We start from the raw sequence: 24692 nt of genomic DNA, 5'->3' as shown, positions 1-24692 counted from the left end.
CGCGGCGACGGGGGAGCCCGGCTGAAAGTGAGAAGGGCCATGGCCCTCCCGCACCCGTACGGGGCGGCCCTCAGGCCAGGGCCGCCGCGTCCCGCGTCGGCAGGTGGTCCAGGCGGCGCAGGATGACGCCCTCGCGCAGCGCCCAGGGGCAGATCTCCAGCTCCTCGACGCCCAGGAGGTCCATCGCGCCCTCCGCGACCAGTGCCCCGGCCAGCAGCTGTGCGGACCGTCCGTCGGACACGCCGGGGAGGCGGCCGCGCTCCTCGACCGTCATCGCGGCCAGCTTCGGCACCCACTCTTCCAGCGCCTTGCGGCTGAGGGTGCGCTGCACGTACAGCCCCTCGGTGGAGCGGGCGGCGCCGGCGATCCTGGCGAGCTGCTTGAAGGTCTTGGAGGTGGCCACGACATGGTCGGGGCGCCCGAAGCGGGTGAACTCGCCGACGCTGCGGGCGATGCTCGCCCGTACGTGCCGGCGCAGCGCCCGCACCTCCACCGGGTCCGGCGGATCGCCCCGCAGCCGGCCGGCCGTGAGCCGTCCGGCGCCGAGCGGCAGCGACACCGCCGCGTCCGGCTCCTCGTCGATGCCGTACGCGATCTCCAGCGAGCCCCCGCCGATGTCCAGGACCAGCAGCTTGCCCGCCGACCAGCCGAACCAGCGGCGGGCGGCGAGGAAGGTGAGCCGGGCCTCCTCCGCCCCGCTGAGAACGGTGAGGTCGATGCCCGTCTCGTCCCGCACCCGGGCCAGCACGGTGTCGGCGTTGCCCGCCTCCCGTACCGCGGAGGTGGCGAACGCCAGCACGTCCTCGCAGCCCTTGTCCTCGGCGGCCTGGGCCGCGTCCGCGACCGTCGCCACCAGCCGGTCCACGCCGAGCGGGCCGATCGCGCCGTCCTCGTCCAGGAGCTCGGCCAGGCGCAGCTCCGCCTTGTGCGAGTGCGCGGGCAGCGGGCGGGCGCCGGGGTGGGCGTCCACCACCAGCAGATGAACCGTGTTCGACCCCACGTCGAGGACTCCGAGTCTCATACGCAGAACGCTACTGCGGCTGCCGACTTACTCTTGGCGCGTGCCAAAGACGAAAAAGGCGAAGCCGGACAAAGTCACGAAGAAGCAGAAAACGAAGCAGGAGATGCAGCGGCCGGAAGCAAAGGGACCCGAGGGGTCCGACGAGACGGGGATCGACTTCGCGCGGGCGTGGGTGGAGTTTCCGGACCCCGCCGACGACGAGCAGGTCTTCCGCTGCGACCTGACCTGGCTGACGTCCAGGTGGAGCTGCATCTTCGGCAGTGGCTGCCAGGGCATCCAGGCCGGCCGCGCGGACGACGGGTGCTGCACGCTGGGCGCCCACTTCTCCGACGAGGACGACGAGAAGCGGGTGGCCGGTCATGTGGCCCGGCTGACCCCCGACCTGTGGCAGTTCCACGACGTGGGTACGGAGTCGGGCTGGGTGCAGACCGACGACGACGGGGAGCGCCAGACGCGGCGCTGGGAGGGTTCGTGCATCTTCCAGAACCGGCCCGGCTTCGCGGCGGGGGCCGGCTGCTCGCTGCACATCCTGGCGCTGCGGGAGGGCAAGGAGCCGCTGGAGACCAAGCCGGACGTGTGCTGGCAGCTGCCGGTGCGGCGGACGTACGACTGGATCGACCGGCCCGACGACACCCGGGTGCTCCAGGTCACGATCGGTGAGTACGACCGCAGGGGCTGGGGGCCCGGGGGCCATGACCTGCACTGGTGGTGCACCTCGGCGACGTCGGCGCACGGTGCCGGGGAGCCGGTGTACGTGTCCTACCGGCCCGAGCTGACCGAGCTGATGGGCAAGGAGGCGTACGACCGGCTGGTCGTGCTGTGCGAGGAGCGGCTCTCCGCGCTGCTGCCGATGGCACCGCACCCGGCCGACCCGGTGTAGCCCGCGCGGTCTGCGGGCCGGGAGGGGCCGTTCCGCCCGTGGCGGTTCAGTTCGCCGGGGGCGGGACGCTCGGGCTCTTTCCCGGGCCGCTCGGGGCCGGCGGACTCGGGGACGGGCTCGGCTCGCCCGGGTCCGTCGGCGTCGTGGTGGGATCCGTCGGGCCGGGCGTCGGTTCGGTCGGGTCCGGTGTCGGCTCCGTGGGATCCGGCGAGGACGGCGGCGGGTCCGAGGGCACGGGCGGGCGCGGGTGGAGCGAGCCGCTCGGCCGCGGCGGGTGCGAGGGGTGCGGCCGGACGCCCGAGGGGCGCTTCGCGCCGTTGCCGTGAATCGCGACGACCGACCCCGACGGGGCGAGGGCGACCCGTGCCGTCCAGGGCGAAGCCGGTTCGCGCCCGTGGTCGACGAGGACGCGGATCGTGACGCTGCCGCCCGCTGCGAGCTCCCCGGAGGAGCTGCTGAGGCGCAGCCAGGACGCGTCGGTGCGGGCCGACCAGGCGACCGGGCCGGCCTTCGACGCGGTCAGGGTGATCATCGTCGTGGAGCCGGAGGGGCGCGCCTCGACGGTGAGCCCGCCCGTGCGGTGCCGTCCGCCGTCCGGGCCCGCCTGGGTGTCCACGCTGATGACCTCCGCCGAGACGTCCGGGAGGCCCTCGTCGGTGAAACGGGGGCCGGACTCGGGGGTGGCGTTGCCCGCGTTCTCGTAGCGCTCGTACGGGTCGCCGCCGCGGCTGCCGTCCGTCTCGGTCGCGGTGACCGCGGAGCCGTCGTGGCCCTCGCCGGTGAGCGGTGCGCCCCGGTAGGCGGACCACAGGGCGATGACGGGGGCCGCGACGACCGTGGCGACCACCGTGGTCGTCATGACCCTCGACCGCAGCCGGTCCCGGCGCGCGGCGTGGTCCTTGGGGGCCATCGGGAAGCCCGCCCGGTCGAACCGCGGAGTGGCGGACCGATTCTTCTGGTTCTTCTGGGCATGGATCATGGCCACGTACGCAGACGGACGCGGCGCCTCGACGACCGCCAGCGCGGCGGCCGGGGTGACGGCCGCCCCCGGCCACGGGCCCTCGGCGTCGGCCCGCTCGGCGGCGCGACGGCAGCGGGGGCAGTCGTCCACATGCCGCACGAGCTCGCGGCGCAGGGTGGCGGAGAGCAGCACGCGCCGGTCCCCGGTGAGCCTGCCCGCCGCGGGACAGCCGCCGGACTCGACGACGGCGAGCGCGGCCCTGGTCCGCTCGACCTCGCAGGCGGCCGCGGCCAGGAGCTCCCTGGCGGCGGCGGCCTCCATGCCCAGGACCGCGGCGACCGCGACCGGGGTGAGCCGGTGCCGTACCGCGAGCTCCAGCGCCTCCCGCTGTTCGGGGGTGGTGCCCGCGGCCTCGGGCCAGGCCAGCTGGGCCAGCTCGCGGCGGTGCGCCTCGGCGGCGGCGGGGGTCTCCGGGGCGGGCGCGGACTGCGGCGCCGCGGACCGGGGCGGCGCGGTGGGGGTCCTCGGTGGGTGGGCGGCCACCGGAGGCGGGGGCGTACGCCGTCCTGCGCGCACCGACCGCACCGGCTTCCCGTGCTGCCCGCCCGCCGGTGTCCGGTCGTGGCGGCGGTGGGCCTGGCGGCCCTGCTTCTGTTCGGTGAGCCTGCGCAGGCACGTCCACCTGGCCAGCGCGTACAGCCAGGTCTTGCGTTCCTCCTCGTCCGATGGACACCGTCCGCCCTGCCGTTCCGCCAGGGCGAGCACGCCGCCGAGCGCGTCGGTGGCGGCGTCGTGGTCGCAGAGCACGGAGAGGCAGTAGGTGAACAGGCCGTCCAGGTGCGGTTCGTAACGGGCAGGAGGCTTCTTCGGTGAAGAGTGGGGCGCACGGTGCTGCGTCCGGTGTGCGCCGGGGGGGCTCGCGGGTGTCTCCAGCCTGCTGCTCGTCACCTTGCGACCGTAGGCAGGACGGGGCGTACCTCTGGCGCCCCTTGCGTAGATTTAACCCTTTCGGGTGAACGTATCGCGTAAAAGCGGCCGGGATCGGACGCGGCTGGACGGGGATCGGGCCGGACCGGAGGGGGCGTGCGGGGGCGTGCGCTCCCCCGCCGCACCGCGCCGGACGGCACTGTCCGAGGTCACCTATACGGTGGCGCCATGGCCACCCGTACGAAATCCGCGAAGGACCGGCCGTCCTACCGCTGCACCGAATGCGGCTGGACGACCGCCAAGTGGCTCGGCCGCTGCCCCGAGTGCCAGGCGTGGGGGACGGTCGAGGAGTTCGGCGGCGCCCCCGCGGTGCGCACCACGGCGGCCGGCCGCGTCTCCACCGCCGCGCTCCCGATCGGCCAGGTCGACAGCCGGCAGGCCACCGCCCGCTCGACCGGCGTCGGCGAGCTGGACCGGGTGCTGGGCGGCGGTCTCGTGCCCGGTGCCGTCGTGCTGCTGGCGGGCGAGCCCGGTGTGGGCAAGTCCACCCTGCTGCTGGACGTGGCGGCCAAGGCGGCGAGCGACGAGCACCGCACGCTCTACGTCACCGCGGAGGAGTCCGCGAGCCAGGTCCGGATGCGCGCCGACCGGATCCGGGCGATCAACGACCATCTGTACCTGGCCGCCGAGACCGACCTGTCCGCGGTCCTCGGTCATCTGGACGCGGTCAAGCCGTCCCTGCTCGTGCTGGACTCCGTGCAGACCGTGGCCTCGCCCGAGATCGAGGGCGCGCCCGGCGGCATGGCGCAGGTCCGCGAGGTCGCCGGGGCGCTGATCCGCGCCTCCAAGGAGCGCGGCATGGCGACCCTGCTGGTCGGCCACGTCACCAAGGACGGGGCGATCGCCGGGCCCCGGCTGCTGGAGCACCTGGTGGACGTGGTGCTGTCCTTCGAGGGCGACCGCCATGCCCGGCTCCGGCTGGTACGCGGCGTGAAGAACCGCTACGGCGCGACCGACGAGGTCGGCTGCTTCGAGCTCCACGACGAGGGCATCACCGGCCTCGCCGATCCCTCCGGCCTCTTCCTCACCCGGCGTGACGAACCCGTGCCCGGCACCTGCCTGACCGTCACCCTCGAAGGCAAGCGCCCCCTGGTCGCGGAGGTGCAGGCGCTCACGGTCGACTCGCAGATCCCCTCGCCCCGGCGCACCACCTCGGGTCTCGAGACGTCAAGGGTGTCGATGATGCTGGCCGTACTGGAGCAGCGCGGCCGGATCAGCGCGCTCGGCAAGCGGGACATCTACAGCGCCACGGTCGGCGGCGTGAAGCTCACCGAGCCCGCCGCGGACCTGGCGATCGCGCTGGCCCTGGCCAGCGCGGCGAGTGACACACCGCTGCCCAAGAATCTTGTGGCGATCGGTGAGGTGGGGCTCGCGGGCGAGGTCAGAAGGGTCACCGGGGTCCAGCGCAGACTGGCCGAGGCACACCGTCTGGGCTTCACACACGCGCTGGTGCCGACCGATCCGGGGAAGGTCCCGGCCGGTATGAAGGTCACGGAAGTCGCCAACATGGGCGACGCGCTGAGAGTCCTCCCTCGCCGGTCTCGTACACAGGCCCCGCAGGAGGACGGCGCACGCCGGTAGACTTTGCCCTGGTCTCGCCCGTCCGTACGAACAGTACGAGGGACGTGGGGTGTTTCGTTCGGATCGTGCCCGACCCGTACGAGAGGCCCCGAGGGCACCGCAAACCTGTGACCGGAGGAGTGCAGTGGCAGCCAGCGACCGGGCAGCATCGCCCGGAAAGTCCGGCCAAGGCACCGGTAACGAGGCGCTGATGCGCGCCTCGTTGAGTGCCGTCGCGCCCGGAATGGCCCTGCGGGACGGCCTGGAGCGCATTCTCCGCGGCAACACCGGCGGCCTGATCGTGCTCGGCATGGACAGGACCGTCGAGTCGATGTGCACCGGCGGCTTCGTGCTGGACGTGGAATTCACCGCGACCCGGCTGCGAGAGCTGGCCAAGCTCGACGGGGCACTGATCCTCGACAAGGACATGACCAAGATCCTGCGCGCCGGCGTGCAGCTGGTCCCGGACGCGTCGATCCCCACCGAGGAGACCGGCACCCGCCACCGCACGGCGGACCGGGTCTCCAGGCAGTGCAATTTCCCGGTGGTCTCGGTCTCGCAGTCGATGCACCTCATCGCGCTGTACGTGCACGGGCAGCGCCGGGTCCTGGAGGAGTCCGCCGCGATCCTCTCGCGCGCCAACCAGGCCCTGGCCACCCTGGAGCGGTACAAGCTCCGGCTCGACGAGGTCGCCGGCACGCTCTCCGCCCTGGAGATCGAGGACCTGGTGACCGTCCGGGACGTGACGGCGGTCGCGCAGCGCCTCGAGATGGTGCGCCGGATCGCGACCGAGATCGCGGAGTACGTGGTCGAGCTCGGGACCGACGGGCGGCTCCTCTCGCTCCAGCTCGACGAGTTGATCGCGGGCGTGGAGCCGGAGCGCGAGCTGGTCGTGCGCGACTACGTGCCGGAGCCGACCGCCAAGCGGTCGCGCACGGTGGCGGAGGCGCTCACCGAGCTGGACGCGCTGTCCCACACCGAGCTGCTCGAACTGCCCGTCGTGGCGAGGGCGCTGGGTTACAGCGGCTCTCCCGAGACGCTGGACTCGGCGGTCTCGCCGCGCGGTTTCCGGCTGCTGGCGAAGGTGCCCCGGCTGCCCGGGGCGATCATCGACCGGCTGGTGGAGCACTTCGGCGGTCTGCAGAAGCTGCTCGCGGCGAGCGTGGACGATCTCCAGACGGTGGACGGGGTCGGCGAGGCGCGGGCGCGCAGTGTGCGCGAGGGCCTGTCGCGGCTGGCCGAGTCGTCGATCCTCGAACGGTACGTGTAGCGGTACGCGGACGGGGCGGGGGCGTACGCCCCCGCCCCGTCCGTAAGCCCCCAGCCGGATCCGGCAGTGGCTCCGTCAGCCCTTCGCCAGTCTTCCGTCAGCCCCCGTCAGCCCCCGTCAGTCCTTCGTCAGTCCTTCGTCAGTCCTTCGCGAGGACGAAGGAGGCGCGCTGCACGGGCTCGCCCGGCGCCTTGGCCTCGACCAGGTACGTGCCGGGACCGGCGTTCCCCGGGGGCGGCGTCGCACACTTCGGGGCGCTCTTGGCGCGGTTCCACTCCACGGTGTGCACGACGGTCGCGCCCGCCGGGACCTTCAGCAGCACGGCGCCCGCGTCGCGCGGGCAGTCCTTGGAGGACCACACCTCGTCGTCGTCGCCGCCCGCCTCGGTGATGGTGAGCACCGCGTTCTTCGGGCCGAGGTCGGCCTTGCAGGCGGTGGAGGAGGTGTTCTTGGCGATCAGCCGGAACTTCGGCTTCTCGCCGGGTGCGTAGCTCACGTCGCTCTTGAGGGTCAACTGCAGGGCGCCGGCGGGGCAGTCGGGGACGGAGGAGCCGGCCGGGAGCCGCTGCCCCGCGGTCCCGCCGCCGCCGCTGCCGCTGCCGCCCGAGCCGGAGCCCGAGCCGCTGCCGGAATCGCCTTCGGAGCCTGAACCGGCGCTGTCCGAGCCGCCGGAACCGGAGCCGGAGCCACCGCTGCCGTCGCCCCCGCCGGAGGCACCCGACTCGTCGCGTCCGCCCGGCTGTTCACTGATGGCCGGGCCCGAGCCCGAGGGTCCCGGCGTGATCGCGTCGGTGGGACCGGAGCCGGGGCCCCTGGAGTCGTCGTGGTTCCCCTTGCCGTCACGGGAGGTGACGGCCCATACGACCAGCAACGCGAGCAGCGCGATCAGCGTCGCCGCTACTGCCCTCCGTCGCCAGTAAATGGTGGAGGGAAGCGGCCCGATCGGATTACGCAAAGATCCCACGGCGCAAACTGTACGAGAGATCCGCCCCAACTCCCGCCCCACCCGCCGCCCTGATCCCCAAGTTTTGCGGATCATCATCCCGGGAGGGCCCGTCCGCAACTCCTGGCACCCTGCGTGCGGCCAGTTGCCGCAACCGGCGCCGGGGGGTGCGGCCAGTTGCCGGGCCGGAGGTCAGGCGGCGCGGGGACAGACGGGCGGCACTATCACTCCAAGGGCTCTTATGAGGGGCGACACCCCCGTGCGCGGGTCCGTCGTCTGCCCTTCCGTGCCAGGATCGGAGGTGCGATGACTGCCACCACAGCGACACAGACGCCCCCCGCATCCCTCCACACCCCCGTCATCGGGTGGTTCGACCAGCACGCCCGCGATCTGCCCTGGCGCCGCCCCGAAGCGGGCGCCTGGGGTGTGATGGTGAGCGAGTTCATGCTGCAGCAGACCCCCGTCAACCGGGTGCTCCCGGTCTACGAACAGTGGCTGGCCCGCTGGCCGCGCCCCGCCGACCTCGCGGCGGACCCTCCCGGCGAGGCGGTCCGCGCCTGGGGCCGGCTCGGTTACCCCCGGCGAGCGCTGCGGCTGCACGGGGCCGCCCAGGCAATAACGGAACGGCACGGCGGCGACGTACCGAGCGAGCACGCCCAGCTGCTCGCGCTGCCCGGCATCGGCGAGTACACGGCGGCGGCCGTGGCCTCGTTCGCCTACCGGCAGCGGCACGCCGTCCTCGACACCAACGTCCGGCGGGTCTTCGCACGGGCGGCGACCGGCATCCAGTACCCGCCGAACGCGACCACCGCCGCCGAGCGCAAGCTCGCCCGCGCGCTGCTGCCGGAGGAGGACGAGCAGGCCGCGCGGTGGGCCGCAGCGACGATGGAGCTCGGCGCCCTCGTCTGCACCGCGAAGAACGAGGACTGCACGCGCTGCCCGATCGCGGAGCAGTGCGCCTGGCGGCTGGCCGGGAAGCCCGCGCACCAGGGGCCGCCGCGCCGCGGCCAGACGTACGCCGGTACCGACCGGCAGGTGCGCGGACGGCTGCTCGCCGTACTGCGCGAGGCGGTGACGCCGGTGCCGCAGTCGGCGATGGACGCCGTGTGGGACGAGCCGGTGCAGCGGGCCCGCGCCCTGGACGGGCTGGTCGCCGACGGCCTCGTGGAACCGCTGGCCGGCGGCCAGTACCGGCTGCCGCTGACCTGACGGCCGGGCGGGGCCCGTCCCCGCCCGGCCCGGGTGAGCCACCGCACCCCTGGCCCCTTTGCCCCACTCCTCCTGCGCTGTTACACAACCGATGGGCAGCCGTGCGTCGGCGTATGGCTGCTCCGCACAGCCTCGTGACAACCGCTCCGTAGCGTCACCGACGTCAGCCCGATGACCAGGCGGCTGGCAGCGGTTCACGGGGTTCCACGGGGATGGAGGCGGTTGTAATGGCGCAGGGCGAGGTGCTCGGATTCGAGGAGTACGTACGTACCCGGCAGGAGGCGCTGCTGCGCAGCGCACGCCGGCTGGTCCCCGATCCCGTGGACGCACAGGACCTGCTGCAGACCGCCCTGGCCCGCACCTACCGCCGCTGGGACGGCATCGCCGACAAGTCCCTCGCCGACGCCTATCTGCGCCGCGTCATGATCAACACCCGCACCGAGTGGTGGCGGGCCCGCCGGCTGGACGAGGTCCCCACCGAGCAGCTCCCCGACGCCAGCATCGAGGACGGCACCGAGCAGCGTGCCGACCGGGCCCTGCTGATGGACGTCCTGGGCGTACTGGCTCCCAAGCAGCGCAGCGTCGTCGTGCTGCGACACTGGGAGCAGATGAGCACGGAGGAGACGGCCGCGGCGCTGGGTATGTCGGCCGGTACGGTGAAGAGCACGCTGCACCGTGCTCTGGCGCGGCTGCGCCAGGAGCTGGAGAGCAGGGAAGAGGCGGCCAGGGAGGCCCGGATCCGCGAGGACCGGGAGCACCGGCCGGCCGTCCGTGCCGCGTCGGCCACCGCTCCGGTACGGACCAGGAGTGCGGCGCAGGGGATCGGGCGTCATGACGAGCGGGGGCGGGAGCGGTGCGCGGCCTGACAGGCAGCGGTGACGGCGGCGGCGCGAGCGGCGACGCGGTCACCGACGGGGGAAGCGGCACGACAACCGGTGGCGGCGGACGACACCTGACCCGATGGGCGGCGAGCAGTACGGCTCTGGCCGGGCTCGCCGTCATCGGGCTGTTCGCCGTCAGCTGCTCGACGGGTGGCACCGGCACCCGCGACGAGGGACCGGCGGGCACCCAGCCGGTCGCGCAGATCACGCCGACCGCCACGGCGCCGTCCAAGGCGCGGCCGACCCCCCGGGTCGACGCGGTGGCCCTGCTCAAGGCGGACACCAGGGTGAGCGAACGGGTCCGGACGGACCTGAAGCCCTGCACCGGCGACGAGTACCCGGTGGACACCTCGTACGGGAAGCTGACCGGCGGCCCCGGCGCCGACGTGGTCGTGAACGTGATGACCTGCGGCGATTCGGTGGGCGTCGGCACCTATGTGTACCGGCCCCGCTCCAACGGCACGTACGAGAACGTGTTCACCACCGAGCAGCCGGCGGTCTACGGGACCATCGACCGCGGTGACCTGGTGGTGACGACCCAGGTCTACGGGAAGAAGGACTCGGTCGCGTACCCCTCGGGCGAGGAAGTGATCACGTACCACTGGGCGAACACGCGGTTCAGCGAGGAGGACCGGGTGCACAACGACTTCAACCGAGCCGTCGGTGCCGGGGAAGGGGACTTCCCGGAGCCCACGGAACCGACGAAGAACTGAGAGCTTTCCGATGGCCGAGACACATGTCCTGTTCGTCGAGGACGACGACGTCATCCGCGAGGCCACCCAGCTGGCGCTGGAGCGGGACGGCTTCGTGGTCACCGCGATGCCCGACGGTCTCCGGGGCCTGGAGGCGTTCCGGGCCGACCGGCCCGACATCGCCCTGCTCGACGTGATGGTGCCGGGGCTGGACGGGGTGAGCCTGTGCCGTCGCATCCGGGACGAGTCGACGGTTCCCGTGATCATGCTGTCGGCCCGTGCCGATTCGATCGATGTGGTGCTCGGCCTGGAGGCCGGCGCCGACGACTACGTCACCAAGCCCTTCGACGGCGCGGTGCTGGTCGCCCGGATCCGCGCGGTGCTGCGCCGCTTCGGCCACGCCTCGGGCGGCGGCCCCGGCGGCGCGGCCGGGGCGGACCCCGGGCCGGAGGGCGGGGTACTGGTCTTCGGTGACGTGGAGGTCGACACCGAGGGCATGGAGGTGCGCAGGGCCGGCGAGCAGGTGGGCCTGACGCCGACCGAGATGCGGCTGCTGCTGGAGTTCTCGTCCGCGCCCGGCACGGTGCTCTCCCGCGACAAGCTGCTGGAGCGGGTCTGGGACTACGGCTGGGGCGGGGACACCCGGGTCGTGGACGTCCATGTGCAGCGGCTGCGCACGAAGATCGGCCAGGACCGGATCGAGACGGTCCGCGGCTTCGGCTACAAGCTCAGGGCATGAGGCGGCCGTCCCTGCGGACGAGTGTCCGCTGGAAGATCAGCATCGCGATCGCCGCGGTCGGCGCGTTGATCGCGGTCGCGCTGAGCCTGGTCGTGCACAACGCGGCCAGGGTCTCGATGCTGGAGAACGCCCGTGAGGTCCAGCTGGAGCGGCTGACCTACGCCCAGCTGCTCTACGAGGCGACGAAGACGAAGAAGGCAGACCCCCGCTTCGGCGCGAAGATCAACGATCCGACGATGCCGAGGAGCCTGCGCCAGGAGACCCGGAAGAACCGGCGCGCCACGCATGTGGAGGACGGCGGCGGGGTGCCGGACGTCTGGGCGGCCGTGCCTCTGCCGGGCGGCGACGTGCTCTCGCTGCACACCCGTTTCGCGGACCGCTCCACCACGATCATGGGCGACCTCGACCGGGCCCTGATCATCGGCTCGGTCTCGGTGGTCTTCGGCGGCTGTGCGCTGGGCGTCCTGATCGGCGGCCAGCTGTCGCGCCGGCTGCGCAAGGCGGCGGCCGCGGCCGGGAAGGTCGCGCAGGGCAATACGGAGGTCCGGGTCCGGGAGGCCGTCGGCGGCGTCGTCCAGGACGAGACCGATGAGCTGGCCGGTGCGGTGGACGCGCTGACGGACGCGCTGAACGAGCGGATCGAGGCCGAGCGCCGGGTCACCGCGGACATCGCGCACGAGCTGCGCACCCCGGTGACGGGGCTGCTGACGGCGGCCGAGCTGCTGCCGCCGGGCCGCCCCACGGAGCTCGTACGGGACCGGGCGCAGGCGATGCGCACGCTGGTCGAGGACGTGCTGGAGGTGGCCCGGCTGGACAGCGCCTCGGAGCGGGCCGAGCTGCAGGAGATCGCGCTGGGGGACTTCGTGAGCCGCCGGATCGCGCTGCTGGATCCGGACGTGCGGGTGCAGGTGGTCCACGAGTCGTGGGTCAGCACCGATCCGCGCCGCCTCGAACGCATCCTGGGCAATCTGCTGGGCAACGCCGCCAAGCACGGCTCCACCCCGGTGGAGGTCACGGTCGAGGGCCGGGTGGTCCGCATCCGCGATCACGGTGCGGGGTTTCCGGCGGCGCTGCTGCGTGAGGGGCCGAGCCGGTTCCGTACCGGATCGACCGACCGGGCGGGCCACGGCCACGGGCTGGGGCTGACGATCGCGGCCGGTCAGGCGCGGGTGCTCGGCGCCCGGCTGACCTTCCGCAACGCCGCCCCCGAGGGCGCGGCCCCGGGCGTGGGCGGGGCGATCGCCGTGCTGTGGCTGCCCGAGCACGCGCCGACCGACACCGGCAGCTACCCGATGCTCCAGTTCGCCGAACAGCGCGGCCCCCAGCCGAACGGCAGGACGGCCGCAGGCAGCGGCAAGGACGCCGGCCCCGGCTCCAGGGAGAGCTGAGCGGACCGAGTACAGCGGGGGGCGGTACGAGGACGGCCGCACGGACCCGGTCACGGCAAGGCCCCCGGGGCGCACGCGGAAATCGCGCGCCCCGGGGGCCTCTGCCGTACGACTACGGCTACGGCTACGGCTACGGCTACGGCTACAGCTACAGCTACAGCTACAGCTACAGCTACACCATGCTGTCGGCCGGCTCGGGGGCCGCGCCGCGCAGCGGGACCTCCTTGACGAACAGCGCCGCCACCAGGGCGACCAGTCCGACCGAGGCGCCGACCAGGAAGGCGATGTGCGTGCCGGAGGACACCGCGAACTCGTACGCGTCGCGCACCGGCACCGGCAGCTTCGCCAGGCTCGCCGCGTCCAGCTGGGCGGAGTGCGCGGTGGCTCCCCCGCCGCCCCGGGCGGCCATCTCGTCCTGGACCCGGCCGGTGAACAGGGCGCCCATGATGGCGACGCCGAAGGAGCTGCCGAGCGTACGGAAGAGGGTGGTGGCGGACGAGGCGACGCCCATGTCCTTCAGCTCGACGCTGTTCTGCGCGACGAGCATCGTGATCTGCATCAGGAAGCCCATGCCGGCGCCGAGCACCGCCATGTAGATGCCCGAGGTGAGGCGGGTGGTGCCGGTGTCCATCGTCGAGAGCAGGAAGAGTCCGGCCACCATCAGCACCGAGCCGACGATCGGGAAGATCTTGTACCGGCCGCTGCTGGTGGTGACGCGCCCGGCGATCAGCGAGACGATCATCATCGAGAGCAGCATCGGAAGGAGCAGCAGTCCGGAGTTGGTCGCGGAGGCGCCCTGGACGGACTGCTGGAACAGCGGCAGGAACAGCACCGCGCCGAACATGACGAAGCCCGCCATGAAGCCGACCACGGACATCAGCGTGAAGTTGAGGTTGCGGAAGATGTGCAGGGGGATGATCGGCTCGGCGGCCTTCGTCTCGACGAAGACGAAACCGGCCAGCGAGGCGACGCCGATCGCGATGAGCTCCATGATCACGGCGGAGTTCCAGTCGTACTGGGAACCGCCCCACGTGGTCACCAGGACGATCGCGGTGATACCGACCGTCAGCAGCCCGGCCCCCAGGTAGTCGACCTTCGCCTTCCGCTTCTCCCGCTTGGGGAGGTGCAGCACGGCGGTGACCATGGCCAGGGCGACGATGCCCAGCGGCAGGTTGATGTAGAAGGCCCAGCGCCAGCCGAGGTGGTCGGTGATGGTGCCGCCGACCAGCGGTCCGCCGATCATCGCGATCGCCATGACGCCGGCCATCATGCCCTGGTACTTGCCGCGCTCGCGGGGCGGCACCAGGTCACCGATGATCGCCATGACGCCGACCATCAGACCGCCGGCCCCGAGCCCCTGGATCGCGCGGAAGCCGATCAGCTGGCTCATGTCCTGGGACATGCCGCTGAGGACCGAGCCGACCAGGAAGATCACGATGGACGTCAGGAACATGCCCTTGCGCCCGTACATGTCACCGAGCTTGCCCCAGATGGGCGTGGAGGCCGCGGTGGCGAGGGTGTACGCGGTCACCACCCAGGACAGATGTTCCAGTCCGCCGAGGTCTCCGACGATCGTCGGCATCGCGGTGCCGACGATCAGGTTGTCGAGCATGGCCAGCAGCATGGCGATCATCAGGGCGCCGATCACCACCCGCACACTGCGCTGCTGCGGCTCACCCTTCGGCGCGCGTTTCGGCTTGCCGCCGGCCGCCTTCCCGTCCGTCGCCGTCTTCAGGTCCGACATCTTCCCCAACTCCCCTGATCCCCTGTTCACCGGACCCTTACTTGCCGCCCGGCTAGTTGATTACACTGGGGGAAAGTACTCCCGCAACTAGCCGGGCGTCAAGTAAGTATGGGGAGAGCACCATGAGCAGCACGCCGCAGCCGCGCCGGGGCAACACCCGCCAGCGCATCCAGGACGTCGCTCTGGATCTCTTCGCCGAGCAGGGCTACGAGAAGACCTCCCTACGGGAGATCTCCGAGAAGCTGGACGTCACCAAGGCCGCCCTCTACTACCACTTCAAAACCAAGGAAGACATCCTCGTCAGCATCTTCGAGGACCTCAACCGGCCCGTCGAGGACCTGATCGTCTGGGGCCGGGAGCAGCCGCGCACCCTGGAGACGAAGAAGGAGATCCTCGCGCGCTACAGCGAGGCACTGACCACCGCCGCCCCGCTCTTCCGCTTCATGCAGGAGAACCAGGCGACCGTGCGCGACCTGAGCATCGGCGTGACGATCAAGGACCGGATCCTGGCGCTCGTCGGCCTGATCAAGGATCCCGAGGCGCCGATCATCGACCAGGTGCGGTGCTTCAGCGCGCTCTTCACGATGCACGCCGGCATGTTCGCCCTCAAGGACGTCGACGGCGACCCCGAGGACAAGCGCAAGGCCGTCCTGGAGGTCGCCGTCGATCTGGTGACTCAGGCGCACGACCCGGGTTCCGCGGGTTAGCGGACCCGGGTCGCGGCGGATCAGACCGTGACACCCACCTTGTGCAGGTAGTTGACCGGGTTGATCGCGGAACCGTAGTTCGGGGTGTTACGGATCTCGAAGTGCAGGTGCGGGCCGCTGGAGTTGCCGGTGTTGCCGGAGAGGGCGATCTTCTGCCCCTTCTTCACGTGCTGGCCGACGTGCACGTCGATCTTCGAGAGGTGCGCGTACTGGGAGTAGCGGCCGTCGCTGTGCTTGATCACGACGGCGTTGCCGTACGCGGGGCCGTCACCGGCGCCGTTTCCGCCGGTCTTGACCACGGTGCCGTTGTGCGCGGCCTCGACCTTGGTGCCGATCGGCACGGCGAAGTCCTGGCCGGAGTGCTTGTGGGCCCAGCGGCTGCCGTCGGTGCCGTAGCTCGCGCTCAGCTCGTAGTGGTGGACCGGGGTCTCCCAGCGGGACTTCTTGGCGGCCTTCTTCGCCGCCTTCTTCTTGGCCTCGGCCTTCTTCTTGGCCGCCGCCGCCTTCTTCTTCGCCGCGTCGGCCTTCTTCTCGGCCGTGTGCTTGGCCGCCTTGCCCTGCGCGGCCGCCTGCTCGGCGACCGAGTCGGCGGTGGTGGCGCTCGCCAGGGTCGCGGTACCGGCGGTTCCGGTCGTGCCGGCCGCGAACGCAGCGCCCGCACCGAGAACCATCGACGTACCGAGACCGGCCGCCACCACGGCGCCGCGCACACGGGAAGCGGACGGGCGGTGGGAGTGCTTGAACGTAACGCGCTTCGACATAAGCGGAAAACCTCCGGGGATGACTGGACCCGGCGTTCCTGCCGGGCTGGCCATCCCTTGGTAACCCGCCACCCCACCGGTGCTCAAACCCCCCATCTACGAAGAAAAGCCGTAGGCGGAGCCCCGGGAATTCGCTTCTGCGGGCCCTGGGCCGAGCCCCTCGCAGACGGTCGGAACTCTTCGCCGGGAGACGTTTAACCCCAGTTCCAAACCGCCCTTATCGGACATGACCCCGTTATGAGGGCACTTCATCCCGTAGCCCCCAAGGTCCCGCCGGGCGCAGGGCCGAAGGTCCCATCGGCGATCATGGCGCCCGCTCCTAAGCCGGCTAGTAGGCCTCGAAAGGGCTGTGCGCCTTGTCACCGCCGGTGGGACCAAAGACCGTCCGATTCGGGACCTTCGGCGGACAACCTGACTACGCTGGCACGGCGAGAACCGATCGGCTCCCGGGGGGACGGCACATGACCGGCAACAGCGCAGGTACGGGCGGTGCGGGTACAGGCGGAAACAACGGCAACGGCGGCGCCCGGGGCGCGGGACACCACGACGGCATCGAGCTCGCCGACGCCGTCGAGTCGGTCCGCAACCAGCTCATCGAGGCCGCCACCCGCGGTACGGGCCGCCCGCTGGCCTTCGAGGTCGGTGACATCCAGATGGAGTTCACCCTCGAACTCCGCAAGGAGGTCAAGGGCTCCGCCCGGGTGAAGGCCTGGGTGGTGGAGGCGGGAGCCGACGCGGGCCGCGCCACCGGCCACACCCACAAGGTGGCCTTCACCCTGAAACCACGCGATGTCACGACCGGCGAGGCCTGGCAGATCGGCAACGAGGCCGACGGCAGTACCGAACGGTTCGGCCAGGGGCGGGCCCGGCCGTGATGGCCCCAGGGCCTGTATCGGGGTGTAGCGCGGGAGAAGGAGCGGGGTCGGGTGCGTGCGATCGCAAGGCGCCGGAGCGCTCTTGCAGCGGATCTGCCAGGACGCTCCGGCAACGCCGCGAGCGCGCGTGCCCAGCCCCGTGACGCCGCGGGACAACCCCATACAGGCCCTGGCGCCCGCGGACCGCACCGTCGTGGTCCTGGGCGCCGGTTCCGTCCAGGGCAGCGGTGTCCTGCTCACCGACCGGCTCGTACTGACCTGCGCCCACGTCGTCAAGGGCGGCGGCCACTGCTCCGTCGCGCATCCGCGCCTGGCCGGACACACGGACTCGGCCGTCGTCTGGATCGACCACGGCCTCGACGCCGCCCTCCTGCGGACGACGGCCCCGCTGCTCCCCGCCGAACCGGTACGGCTCGGCGTCCTGCACAGCAGTCAGGCGCTCACCGGCTGCGAGATCACCGGCTTCCCCGACGCGCAGCGCTACCCCGACGGACACCTGGAGACCGACCAGTACACGGCCACCGTGCTGCCCATGGCGGGCCGGCCGCGCGACGTGCTCGTCCTGGAGCTCGACGGCCCGCCGCACGCCGGGTCGGACCGAGAGCCGCCGGCGCTGCGCGGGCTCTCCGGCGGGCCGGTCTTCGCGGGCAGCGTCCTGCTCGGCATCGCCCGGCAGATCCCGCCCAGGCGCGGGGGCCGCCGGGTGGAATGCGTACCGCTCGGTCCGCTCCTGGCCTCCGAGCCCTTCCGGCTGGTCTACCGTCAGGGCGGCGCCGACCCCCGCCACGAACAGATCCACGGGCACTTCCCCAAGGACCTGCGCTACGAGGAGGAGTACGCGGCCGCGCTCGGCGCCGCGTACCGGCGCACCAAGATCTTCGGACTGGACGAGCTCGGCCGGCACGACTCCGAATGGGACCTCGACACCGCCTACCTCAGCCTGGAGGCACAGCCCCGCGACCACTCGGGCCCGCCCGACGAGCCCCGCCCCGCGCCCCGGCGCGTCGACGCACTGCTCGCCGAGCGCCCCCGGGTGCTGCTGCGGGGCGACGCGGGGGCCGGGAAGACCACCCTGGTGTGGTGGCTGGCGGCGCACGCCTCGGCCGGCACCCTCGGGCCGGGGCTGACGGCGCTGAACGGGCTGGTGCCCTTCGTCGTCCCGCTGCGCACCCTGCGGGCACGGGGCGGCGCCTTCCCCTCGGTCGGGCAGCTGGCCACCGCCGCCGCGATGGCCGTCGACGACCCGCCGGAGGGCTGGACCGGGCGCGTCCTGGAGGCCGGCCGCGGGCTGCTGCTCGTGGACGGCCTGGACGAGGTCCCGCCGGACGACCGCGAGGCCGCGTACGACTGGCTGTCCCGGCTGCTGCGCCGCTATCCGGCGACCCGCTGCGTGGCGACCGTGCGCCCGCTCGCAGTGGAGCCGGACTGGCTGGCCTCCGAGGGCTTCGAGGAGCTGCGGCTGCTGCCGATGCGGAACGAGGACATCGCGGCCTTCGTCGCGGCCTGGCACCGGGCGGCCCGGCTGGACGACCCGGACCACGCGGCCCTGGCCGAGCTGGAGCGCGATCTGACCCGGCAGTTCGAGACCAACTCCACCCTGAGCAACCTGGCCCGCACCCCGCTGCTGTGCGCCGTGATCTGCGCCCTGCACCGACGCCGCCAGGGCCTCCTGCCGGAGACCCGCTGGAGCCTGTACGACTCCGCGCTCGCCATGCTGCTCGGCAACCGCGACAGGCGGCGCAGGATCGACGCCCCCGAGGGCATCACGATGAACGTGGACGAGCAGGCCCAGCTCCTCCAGCGCATCGCCATCTGGCTGGTGCGGGGCGGCCAGACGGAGCTGGACCGCGAGCAGGCGCTGCACCAGCTGGAGCAGGCGCTGCGGGGCATGGAGCAGATCCGGCGCCAGGGCTCGGTGCCGGAGATCCTGACCCATCTGCTCAACCGCAGCGGCGTCCTCCAGGAGCGGGCCGACGGCATCTACCAGTTCGCCCACCGCACCTTCCAGGACTTCCTCGCGGCGAAGGAGTTCATCGAGGGCGGCCACCTCCACGAACTGATCAGCCGGGCGGACTCCCAGCAGTGGCAGGACGTCATCCTGCTGTCCGCCGGGCACTGCGGCCGCCGTGAGCACCCCGTACTGATCAACGGCCTGCTGGACACCCGGGTGGGCCCCGCCTGCACTGTCACGTCCGATGAGCTCCTCGTCCTGGTCGCGCTGTGCGCGCAGCACGCGACCTGGCTCGACGACACGACCCGCGCCCGGGTCTCCGCCGCCGTGGCGTCGCTCTTCCCGCTCCAGACCTACCGGGAGGTCCGGCAGCTGGCCCGGCTCGGCCCGGCCGTTCTGCGGTACCTTCCCGACCCGGACGACCCGGCCGTCAGCCTCAACGAGGTCGGTCACATCGCGGACCTGATCGCGGAGGTCGGTGGCGCGGAGGCCGTCCCGTACGCCCGCCGGTGGCTGCTCGCCCGCCCCGAGCTGAACCGCATGCTCCTTGAGTGGGACAGGTTCCCGGCGGACCTCTACGCCGAGCACGTCCTGGCCACGATGGACCTGACGCACCGCAGGCTGAGAATCCGCTCCGTGGACCAGCTGGCGGCGCTGCGTCATCTGCCGGCCGTCACCGAACTGAGCATCATCGGGGACCTCACCTCGGCGGAACTGCGGGCCGGACTGCGCGGCAGGCCGTGGAGCGGGCTCAGCATCCGGGAGAACACCGCGCTGACGGATCTGTCCTTCCTGGCCGACCACGCCGGGACGCTGGGCGATCTGACGCTCCGGGACCTGCCCCGGGTGCGCGACCTCACGCCACTCGCCGGGCTCCCGGAGCTGAGATGGATCCAGCTGGACATGAGCCGTCTGCCGACCGCCGCACTGCGGGCCACGGTCGCGAGCGGGCTGTACTCACTGCAGCTCGACGGCCTCACGGCACACCGGCTGAGTGAGGTGCCCGCGCATCCGCGGGTGGCCACGCTGGCCCTGAGCGGCGAGCACCCGGTGACGATCGACACGCTGCACGGCTGGGACGGCCTGCGCGACCTCGACCTGATGTCCCCGACGGCGATTCCCCCCTTGTGCGCGGCACTGCGGGAGTCGCCTCAGGTGACGGCACTGGCGGTCCGCGCCTCCGCCTCGGAGTTCCTCGGTGCGGCCGTCGTCCCGTCGCTCACCACGCTCCGGCTCAACCCGCCCGGGGAGGCGGGCGGCCTCGGTTCGCTCCCCCGGGTCTTCCCCTCGCTGAAGATGCTCGGGCTGGCCCCCCGGCACGGCGTCGAGCCCGTCGACCTGGCCCCGCTGGAAGTGATGCCCGGCCTCAAGGTCGACGTCACGGGGGTCAGCGAGTTGTCCGGCGGCGAGGGACTCGACGTACGCCGCTGAGCGCACGGCGAAGGGGCGGCCCCCGACCGGTCAAAACCGGTCGGGGGCCGCCCCTTCTTGACGCTCGGACGCGCTAGGCGCCTGTCACGCTTCCTTCGTCATGTTCGGGCCGGCGCCGCCTGCCGCCTGCTCGATCGGGGGGACGTCGGGCAGAGCCGACTTCTCCTCGCCGCGGAAGGTGAACGTCTTCTCGTCACCCTCGCCCTCGGTGCCGACGACCACGATGTGACCGGGGCGCAGCTCACCGAAGAGGATCTTCTCGGAGAGGATGTCCTCGATCGAGCGCTGGATCGTCCGGCGCAGCGGCCGGGCGCCCATCACGGGGTCGTAGCCCTTCTTCGCCAGGAGCGACTTCGCGTCCGCGCTGAGCTCGATGCCCATGTCGCGGTCCTTCAGCCGCTCGTCCACCTTGGCGAGCATGAGGTCGACGATCTGGATGATGTCTTCCTCGGTGAGCTGGTGGAAGACGACCGTGTCATCGACACGGTTGAGGAACTCGGGCCGGAAGTGCTGCTTGAGCTCTTCGTTGACCTTGTTCTTCATCCGCTCGTAGTTCGTCTTCACGTCGCCCTGGGCGGCGAAGCCCAGGTTGAAGCCCTTGGAGATGTCCCTGGTCCCGAGGTTGGTCGTCATGATGATGACCGTGTTCTTGAAGTCCACGACCCGGCCCTGGGAGTCGGTCAGGCGACCGTCCTCCAGAATCTGGAGCAGGGAATTGAAGATATCGGGGTGGGCCTTCTCGACCTCGTCGAAGAGGACGACGGAGAACGGCTTGCGGCGCACCTTCTCGGTGAGCTGGCCGCCCTCCTCGTATCCCACGTAGCCGGGGGGAGAACCGAAGAGGCGGGAAACCGTGTGCTTCTCGCTGAACTCCGACATGTCGAGGGCGATCAGCGCGTCCTCGTCACCGAAGAGGAATTCCGCGAGCGTCTTGGAGAGCTCGGTCTTACCGACACCGGACGGACCGGCGAAGATGAACGAGCCACCGGGGCGCTTCGGGTCCTTCAGGCCTGCTCGCGTACGGCGGATCGCCTGCGAGAGGGCCTTGATGGCGTCCTTCTGGCCGATGACGCGCTTGTGGAGCTCGTCCTCCATGCGCAGCAGACGGGAGGACTCCTCCTCCGTCAGCTTGAAGACCGGGATGCCGGTGGCGGTGGCGAGGACCTCGGCGATGAGCTCGCCGTCGACCTCGGCCACGACGTCCATGTCGCCGGCCTTCCACTCCTTCTCGCGCTTGGTCTTCGCGGAGAGCAGCTGCTTCTCCTTGTCGCGGAGAGAGGCTGCCTTCTCGAAGTCCTGGGAGTCGATGGCCGACTCCTTGTCCCGGCGGACGCCCGCGATCTTCTCGTCGAACTCGCGGAGGTCCGGCGGCGCGGTCATCCGGCGGATGCGCATCCGGGAACCGGCCTCGTCGATCAGGTCGATCGCCTTGTCCGGCAGGAAGCGGTCCGAGATGTACCGGTCGGCCAGCGTCGCGGCCTGGACCAGCGCCTCGTCCGTGATGGACACGCGGTGGTGGGCCTCGTAGCGGTCGCGCAGACCCTTGAGGATCTCGATGGTGTGCGGCAGCGACGGCTCCGCGACCTGGATGGGCTGGAAGCGGCGCTCGAGAGCCGCGTCCTTCTCCAGGTGCTTGCGGTACTCGTCGAGCGTGGTGGCACCGATGGTCTGGAGCTCGCCCCGCGCCAGCATGGGCTTGAGGATGCTCGCGGCGTCGATCGCGCCCTCGGCGGCGCCCGCACCCACCAGGGTGTGGAGCTCGTCGATGAACAGGATGATGTCGCCGCGGGTGCGGATCTCCTTGAGCACCTTCTTCAGGCGCTCCTCGAAGTCACCGCGGTAGCGGGAACCCGCGACCAGCGCACCGAGGTCCAGGGTGTAGAGGTGCTTGTCCTTGAGGGTCTCGGGCACCTCGCCCTTGACGATGGCCTGGGCCAGGCCCTCGACGACCGCCGTCTTGCCGACACCGGGCTCACCGATGAGGACGGGGTTGTTCTTCGTACGGCGGGACAGCACCTGCATGACCCGCTCGATCTCCTTCTCGCGCCCGATGACCGGGTCGAGCTTGGATTCACGAGCGGCCTGGGTGAGGTTCCGGCCGAACTGGTCCAGCACCAGGGACGTGGAGGGCGTGCCCTCCGCGGGGCCGCCGGCTGTGGCAGCCTCCTTGCCGCCCGAGTAGCCGGAGAGAAGCTGGATGACCTGCTGGCGGACCCGGTTCAGGTCGGCGCCCAGCTTCACGAGGACCTGGGCTGCGACGCCCTCGCCCTCGCGGATCAGGCCGAGCAGGATGTGCTCGGTGCCGATGTAGTTGTGGCCGAGCTGAAGGGCCTCGCGGAGCGACAGCTCCAGGACCTTCTTGGCTCGGGGGGTGAAGGGGATGTGGCCGGACGGGGCCTGCTGGCCCTGACCGATGATCTCCTCCACCTGCTGGCGGACCGCCTCGAGCGAAATCCCGAGGCTCTCCAGGGCCTTAGCGGCGACACCCTCACCCTCGTGGATCAGGCCCAGGAGGATGTGCTCGGTGCCGATGTAGTTGTGGTTGAGCATCCGGGCTTCTTCCTGAGCCAGGACGACAACCCGCCGCGCGCGGTCGGTGAACCTCTCGAACATCGTTAATCGCTCCTCAGAGCGGTCAGGCAGTAAGGGGTCGGTCCCCTCCCTGTCCTTCCGCAGCTTAGTCCCGCAAGCGGGGACCGCTCATTTCGACTGCCGACACCCGGCCCTGCTTCCCGGGGGATCTCATGCCCCGAACGCCGACAACTGCTCCAACCCGATGGTGCGAGACGATGTTCCCGCAGGCCAGGCAGATACCCCTATCGCCAGTACGCCGATGGCGAACGTGAGACGTCCGGTGGCTGCGTGTCGCCCCTCCCCACTAGGCATGTCTTACCCGCAATTACAGACAGTCCATGCGGCGTACGTGGGTTCCCTCCGCTACGGGCGAACATCTTCGTACTCCTGAATGCGCCCGTACGCCCCCAACCCGGACACACTACGCGTTCGACCGGGGACGCTGCGTAACCCCCGGGCCGGATCGGGAGTTCTTCCGGCATGGCCCTCACCGTCCCGCCGCCCCGAACTCCGCTGCCCGCCGGACGGGACGGCCGTGCCGGAGGTGACACGCGGGGCAGTTGGTCCCAGTGGTACGAGCAGCGGCTCGGCTGGGCCACCGCGGGCGTCGCCCCGGTGCGACTGCTGACCGGGCTGCGGTTCGACGCGCTGGTCGTCCCCGCTGCCGCCGGTCACGCGGCACTGCGTCGGGTGGGCCGTACGGGGCCCGTGGCGCTCATGGGTGAGCGGATGAGTCTGCTGGTGGCCGCGGGGAGCGCCGATGAGCTGCCCGGACTGCTGGACTGGCTGGAGTGGGGACAGATCGCCCTCACGCTGACCGCCCTCGGCACGGACGGCCGGATCACCGCACCGCCGCCACCGGGCCGGCCGGGCCCGCCGGGGGCCGCCGTCTGGCTGCGACCCCCCTGGCCACCGCACGGGCAGGAGGGGGGACCGGTGCTCCCGGCCCTCTCCGGCTTCGGGAGCAGGGGTGGGGATGCTCCCGATCTCGTCCGGCTCGTGGACGCCGTGGCGACGGAATGCCACCGGGCCCGGCTGACGCGAGCCCGGAAGAGGCCGGCCTCCGACGATTCGGCTGCTCAGCCGTTGGCCTTCTCGTAAGCCTCACGGATGTCTGCGGGAACACGGCCGCGGTCATTCACGTTGTGGCCGTTCTCGCGCGCCCACTTACGGATCTCGGCGGTGTCCTTGTTGCCACCGGGAACCGCGCGGCCCTTGCCACGCCCGGAAGCGGCACGGCCACCGGTGCGGCGGCCGCCCTTGGCGTAAGGCTCGAGCAGCGTACGCAGCTTGTCCGCGTTGCTCGTGGTGAGGTCGATCTCGTACGTCTTGCCATCCAGCGCGAACGTGACGGTCTCGTCCGCCTCGCCGCCGTCGAGGTCGTCAACAAGAAGGACCTGAACCTTCTGTGCCACCGGATTTCCTTTCATCGAAAATGGAGTACGCGGAAAGGAAACCGCTTTTCCCCGGAAAACACAAACCCTCGGGAGAGGTTCAGGAGCGCAAGAAGACGGGAAACGTGCGCGATTCGGACATAGAGCTCGGTCTTCTTCCGACGGTCACAGGTGCAGAAGCATCCGGCTGTTACCCAAGGTGTTCGGCTTCACTCGTTCGAGGCCCAGGAACTCCGCGACTCCCTCGTCATAGGAACGCAGCAGCTCGCTGTAGACATCTCCGTCGACCGGAGTCTCTCCGATCTCCACGAAGCCGTGCTTCGCGAAGAAGTCGACTTCGAAGGTGAGACAGAAAACCCGTCGCACGCCCAGCCAGCGGGCGGTCTGCAACAACTTGTCCAGCACTTGGTGCCCGACTCCGGCGCCCTTGACGCTGTGATCGACCGCGAGAGTACGCACTTCGGCAAGGTCTTCCCACATGACATGCAGTGCGCCGCAGCCGATGACCTGGGCGTCCTCGTCGCGTTCCGCGATCCAGAACTCCTGGATGTCCTCGTAAAGAGTGACCGTCGCTTTGTCGAGCAGGATGCCTTCACGCACGTAGCCGTCGAGGAGACCCCGGACGGCGGCCACATCGCTCGTCCTCGCACGCCGGACGGTGATGGGTACGTTTATAACCGACGGTTCGGTCCGGAAATCGGTTTGCGGAAGCTCTGAGGACATA

The 24692-nt window shown here is 71.3% G+C and carries 20 protein-coding genes; 12 read left to right on the top strand and 8 right to left on the bottom strand.

Going from position 1 to position 24692, the window contains the following annotated elements:
* Positions 1 to 70: 70 nt before the first annotated feature.
* Positions 71 to 1021: a Ppx/GppA phosphatase family protein gene (locus EDD93_RS12835; RefSeq protein ID WP_123525275.1), complete on the bottom strand. Its 951-nt coding sequence runs from the start codon at positions 1019 to 1021 to the stop codon at positions 71 to 73.
* A gap of 40 nt (positions 1022 to 1061) precedes the next feature.
* Here EDD93_RS12835 and EDD93_RS12830 point away from each other — a divergent pair, with 40 nt between their 5' ends.
* Positions 1062 to 1901, top strand: a complete 840-nt coding sequence (locus EDD93_RS12830) for a hypothetical protein (protein WP_123525274.1) — start codon at positions 1062 to 1064, stop codon at positions 1899 to 1901.
* Between the two features lie 46 nt (positions 1902 to 1947).
* Here EDD93_RS12830 and EDD93_RS12825 read toward each other — a convergent pair whose 3' ends face one another.
* On the bottom strand, positions 1948 to 3810 hold the full coding sequence (locus EDD93_RS12825; RefSeq protein ID WP_123525273.1) for a BACON domain-containing protein: 1863 nt from the start codon (positions 3808 to 3810) through the stop codon (positions 1948 to 1950).
* A gap of 207 nt (positions 3811 to 4017) precedes the next feature.
* Between EDD93_RS12825 and radA the strand changes: the two genes are divergently transcribed.
* The gene (gene radA / locus EDD93_RS12820) at positions 4018 to 5430 is read left to right on the top strand and encodes a DNA repair protein RadA (protein WP_123525272.1); all 1413 of its coding nucleotides are present in this window, start codon (positions 4018 to 4020) and stop codon (positions 5428 to 5430) included.
* 124 nt (positions 5431 to 5554) lie between these two features.
* Entirely contained in the window at positions 5555 to 6679 is a 1125-nt protein-coding gene (disA, locus tag EDD93_RS12815) for a DNA integrity scanning diadenylate cyclase DisA (protein ID WP_123525271.1), read from the top strand.
* A gap of 139 nt (positions 6680 to 6818) precedes the next feature.
* Here the strand turns inward: disA and EDD93_RS12810 are convergent, their stop codons facing one another.
* Entirely contained in the window at positions 6819 to 7601 is a 783-nt protein-coding gene (locus EDD93_RS12810; RefSeq protein ID WP_123527732.1) for a hypothetical protein, read from the bottom strand.
* 327 nt (positions 7602 to 7928) lie between these two features.
* Here EDD93_RS12810 and EDD93_RS12805 point away from each other — a divergent pair, with 327 nt between their 5' ends.
* The 5 genes from EDD93_RS12805 to cseC all read left to right on the top strand — a co-directional run bounded on the left by EDD93_RS12805 (position 7929) and on the right by cseC (position 12531).
* Entirely contained in the window at positions 7929 to 8831 is a 903-nt protein-coding gene (locus EDD93_RS12805) for an A/G-specific adenine glycosylase (protein WP_123525270.1), read from the top strand.
* A gap of 227 nt (positions 8832 to 9058) precedes the next feature.
* A complete protein-coding gene (locus EDD93_RS12800) occupies positions 9059 to 9697 on the top strand; it encodes a SigE family RNA polymerase sigma factor (protein ID WP_123525269.1) in 639 nt (212 codons plus the stop codon).
* Complete coding sequence (locus EDD93_RS12795; RefSeq protein WP_185092296.1) at positions 9685 to 10425, top strand: hypothetical protein; 741 nt, start codon at positions 9685 to 9687, stop codon at positions 10423 to 10425. The genes EDD93_RS12800 and EDD93_RS12795 overlap by 13 nt, the downstream gene beginning before the upstream one ends.
* A gap of 10 nt (positions 10426 to 10435) precedes the next feature.
* Complete coding sequence (gene cseB / locus EDD93_RS12790; protein ID WP_123525268.1) at positions 10436 to 11143, top strand: two-component system response regulator CseB; 708 nt, start codon at positions 10436 to 10438, stop codon at positions 11141 to 11143.
* A complete protein-coding gene (gene cseC, locus EDD93_RS12785) occupies positions 11140 to 12531 on the top strand; it encodes a two-component system sensor histidine kinase CseC (RefSeq protein ID WP_123525267.1) in 1392 nt (463 codons plus the stop codon). Before cseB ends, cseC begins: the two co-directional genes overlap by 4 nt.
* Before the next feature lie 172 nt (positions 12532 to 12703).
* Here the strand turns inward: cseC and EDD93_RS12780 are convergent, their stop codons facing one another.
* Positions 12704 to 14275, bottom strand: a complete 1572-nt coding sequence (locus EDD93_RS12780) for an MDR family MFS transporter (protein WP_123525266.1) — start codon at positions 14273 to 14275, stop codon at positions 12704 to 12706.
* A 122-nt stretch (positions 14276 to 14397) separates the two neighbouring features.
* Between EDD93_RS12780 and EDD93_RS12775 the strand changes: the two genes are divergently transcribed.
* Complete coding sequence (locus tag EDD93_RS12775; protein ID WP_123525265.1) at positions 14398 to 14982, top strand: TetR/AcrR family transcriptional regulator; 585 nt, start codon at positions 14398 to 14400, stop codon at positions 14980 to 14982.
* A 20-nt stretch (positions 14983 to 15002) separates the two neighbouring features.
* Here the strand turns inward: EDD93_RS12775 and EDD93_RS12770 are convergent, their stop codons facing one another.
* Positions 15003 to 15743 (bottom strand): M23 family metallopeptidase, encoded by a 741-nt coding sequence (locus EDD93_RS12770; protein WP_123525264.1) that lies wholly within the window; start codon positions 15741 to 15743, stop codon positions 15003 to 15005.
* A gap of 461 nt (positions 15744 to 16204) precedes the next feature.
* On the opposite strand from EDD93_RS12770, the gene EDD93_RS12765 reads away from it, so the two are divergent.
* Positions 16205 to 16618, top strand: coding sequence for a trypco2 family protein (locus EDD93_RS12765; RefSeq protein ID WP_221217308.1), 414 nt, complete (start codon positions 16205 to 16207; stop codon positions 16616 to 16618).
* Between the two features lie 127 nt (positions 16619 to 16745).
* Positions 16746 to 20000: a serine protease gene (locus EDD93_RS12760; RefSeq protein ID WP_260255705.1), complete on the top strand. Its 3255-nt coding sequence runs from the start codon at positions 16746 to 16748 to the stop codon at positions 19998 to 20000.
* A gap of 84 nt (positions 20001 to 20084) precedes the next feature.
* On the opposite strand, the gene EDD93_RS12755 is transcribed toward EDD93_RS12760, so the two are convergent.
* Entirely contained in the window at positions 20085 to 22613 is a 2529-nt protein-coding gene (locus EDD93_RS12755) for an ATP-dependent Clp protease ATP-binding subunit (protein WP_073733687.1), read from the bottom strand.
* A 441-nt stretch (positions 22614 to 23054) separates the two neighbouring features.
* On the opposite strand from EDD93_RS12755, the gene EDD93_RS12745 reads away from it, so the two are divergent.
* The gene (locus tag EDD93_RS12745) at positions 23055 to 23675 is read left to right on the top strand and encodes an SCO3374 family protein (protein WP_123525263.1); all 621 of its coding nucleotides are present in this window, start codon (positions 23055 to 23057) and stop codon (positions 23673 to 23675) included.
* Here the strand turns inward: EDD93_RS12745 and EDD93_RS12740 are convergent.
* Positions 23654 to 23989, bottom strand: coding sequence for an Lsr2 family protein (locus EDD93_RS12740; RefSeq protein WP_024494064.1), 336 nt, complete (start codon positions 23987 to 23989; stop codon positions 23654 to 23656). The two genes, EDD93_RS12745 and EDD93_RS12740, sit on opposite strands and share 22 nt — an antisense overlap.
* Positions 23990 to 24133: 144 nt before the next feature.
* Positions 24134 to 24691, bottom strand: coding sequence for an amino-acid N-acetyltransferase (locus tag EDD93_RS12735; RefSeq protein WP_123525262.1), 558 nt, complete (start codon positions 24689 to 24691; stop codon positions 24134 to 24136).
* Position 24692 lies beyond the last annotated feature (1 nt).

The sequence above is a fragment of the Streptomyces sp. 840.1 genome (assembly GCF_003751445.1).
In the GTDB taxonomy this organism is placed as follows: domain Bacteria; phylum Actinomycetota; class Actinomycetes; order Streptomycetales; family Streptomycetaceae; genus Streptomyces.
This window is presented reverse-complemented; position numbering and strand designations above follow the sequence as displayed.

Bases quoted from the DNA above. Each gene is read 5' to 3' on its own strand.
- EDD93_RS12835 (WP_123525275.1), bottom strand. From the start codon at position 1,021: ATGAGACTCGGAGTCCTCGACGTGGGGTCGAACACGGTTCATCTGCTG.
- radA (WP_123525272.1), top strand. From the start codon at position 4,018: ATGGCCACCCGTACGAAATCCGCGAAGGACCGGCCGTCCTACCGCTGC.
- EDD93_RS12805 (WP_123525270.1), top strand. From the start codon at position 7,929: ATGACTGCCACCACAGCGACACAGACGCCCCCCGCATCCCTCCACACC.
- EDD93_RS12800 (WP_123525269.1), top strand. From the start codon at position 9,059: ATGGCGCAGGGCGAGGTGCTCGGATTCGAGGAGTACGTACGTACCCGG.
- cseB (WP_123525268.1), top strand. From the start codon at position 10,436: ATGGCCGAGACACATGTCCTGTTCGTCGAGGACGACGACGTCATCCGC.
- cseC (WP_123525267.1), top strand. From the start codon at position 11,140: ATGAGGCGGCCGTCCCTGCGGACGAGTGTCCGCTGGAAGATCAGCATC.
- EDD93_RS12780 (WP_123525266.1), bottom strand. From the start codon at position 14,275: ATGTCGGACCTGAAGACGGCGACGGACGGGAAGGCGGCCGGCGGCAAG.
- EDD93_RS12775 (WP_123525265.1), top strand. From the start codon at position 14,398: ATGAGCAGCACGCCGCAGCCGCGCCGGGGCAACACCCGCCAGCGCATC.
- EDD93_RS12770 (WP_123525264.1), bottom strand. From the start codon at position 15,743: ATGTCGAAGCGCGTTACGTTCAAGCACTCCCACCGCCCGTCCGCTTCC.
- EDD93_RS12765 (WP_221217308.1), top strand. From the start codon at position 16,205: ATGACCGGCAACAGCGCAGGTACGGGCGGTGCGGGTACAGGCGGAAAC.
- EDD93_RS12755 (WP_073733687.1), bottom strand. From the start codon at position 22,613: ATGTTCGAGAGGTTCACCGACCGCGCGCGGCGGGTTGTCGTCCTGGCT.
- EDD93_RS12745 (WP_123525263.1), top strand. From the start codon at position 23,055: ATGGCCCTCACCGTCCCGCCGCCCCGAACTCCGCTGCCCGCCGGACGG.
- EDD93_RS12735 (WP_123525262.1), bottom strand. From the start codon at position 24,691: ATGTCCTCAGAGCTTCCGCAAACCGATTTCCGGACCGAACCGTCGGTT.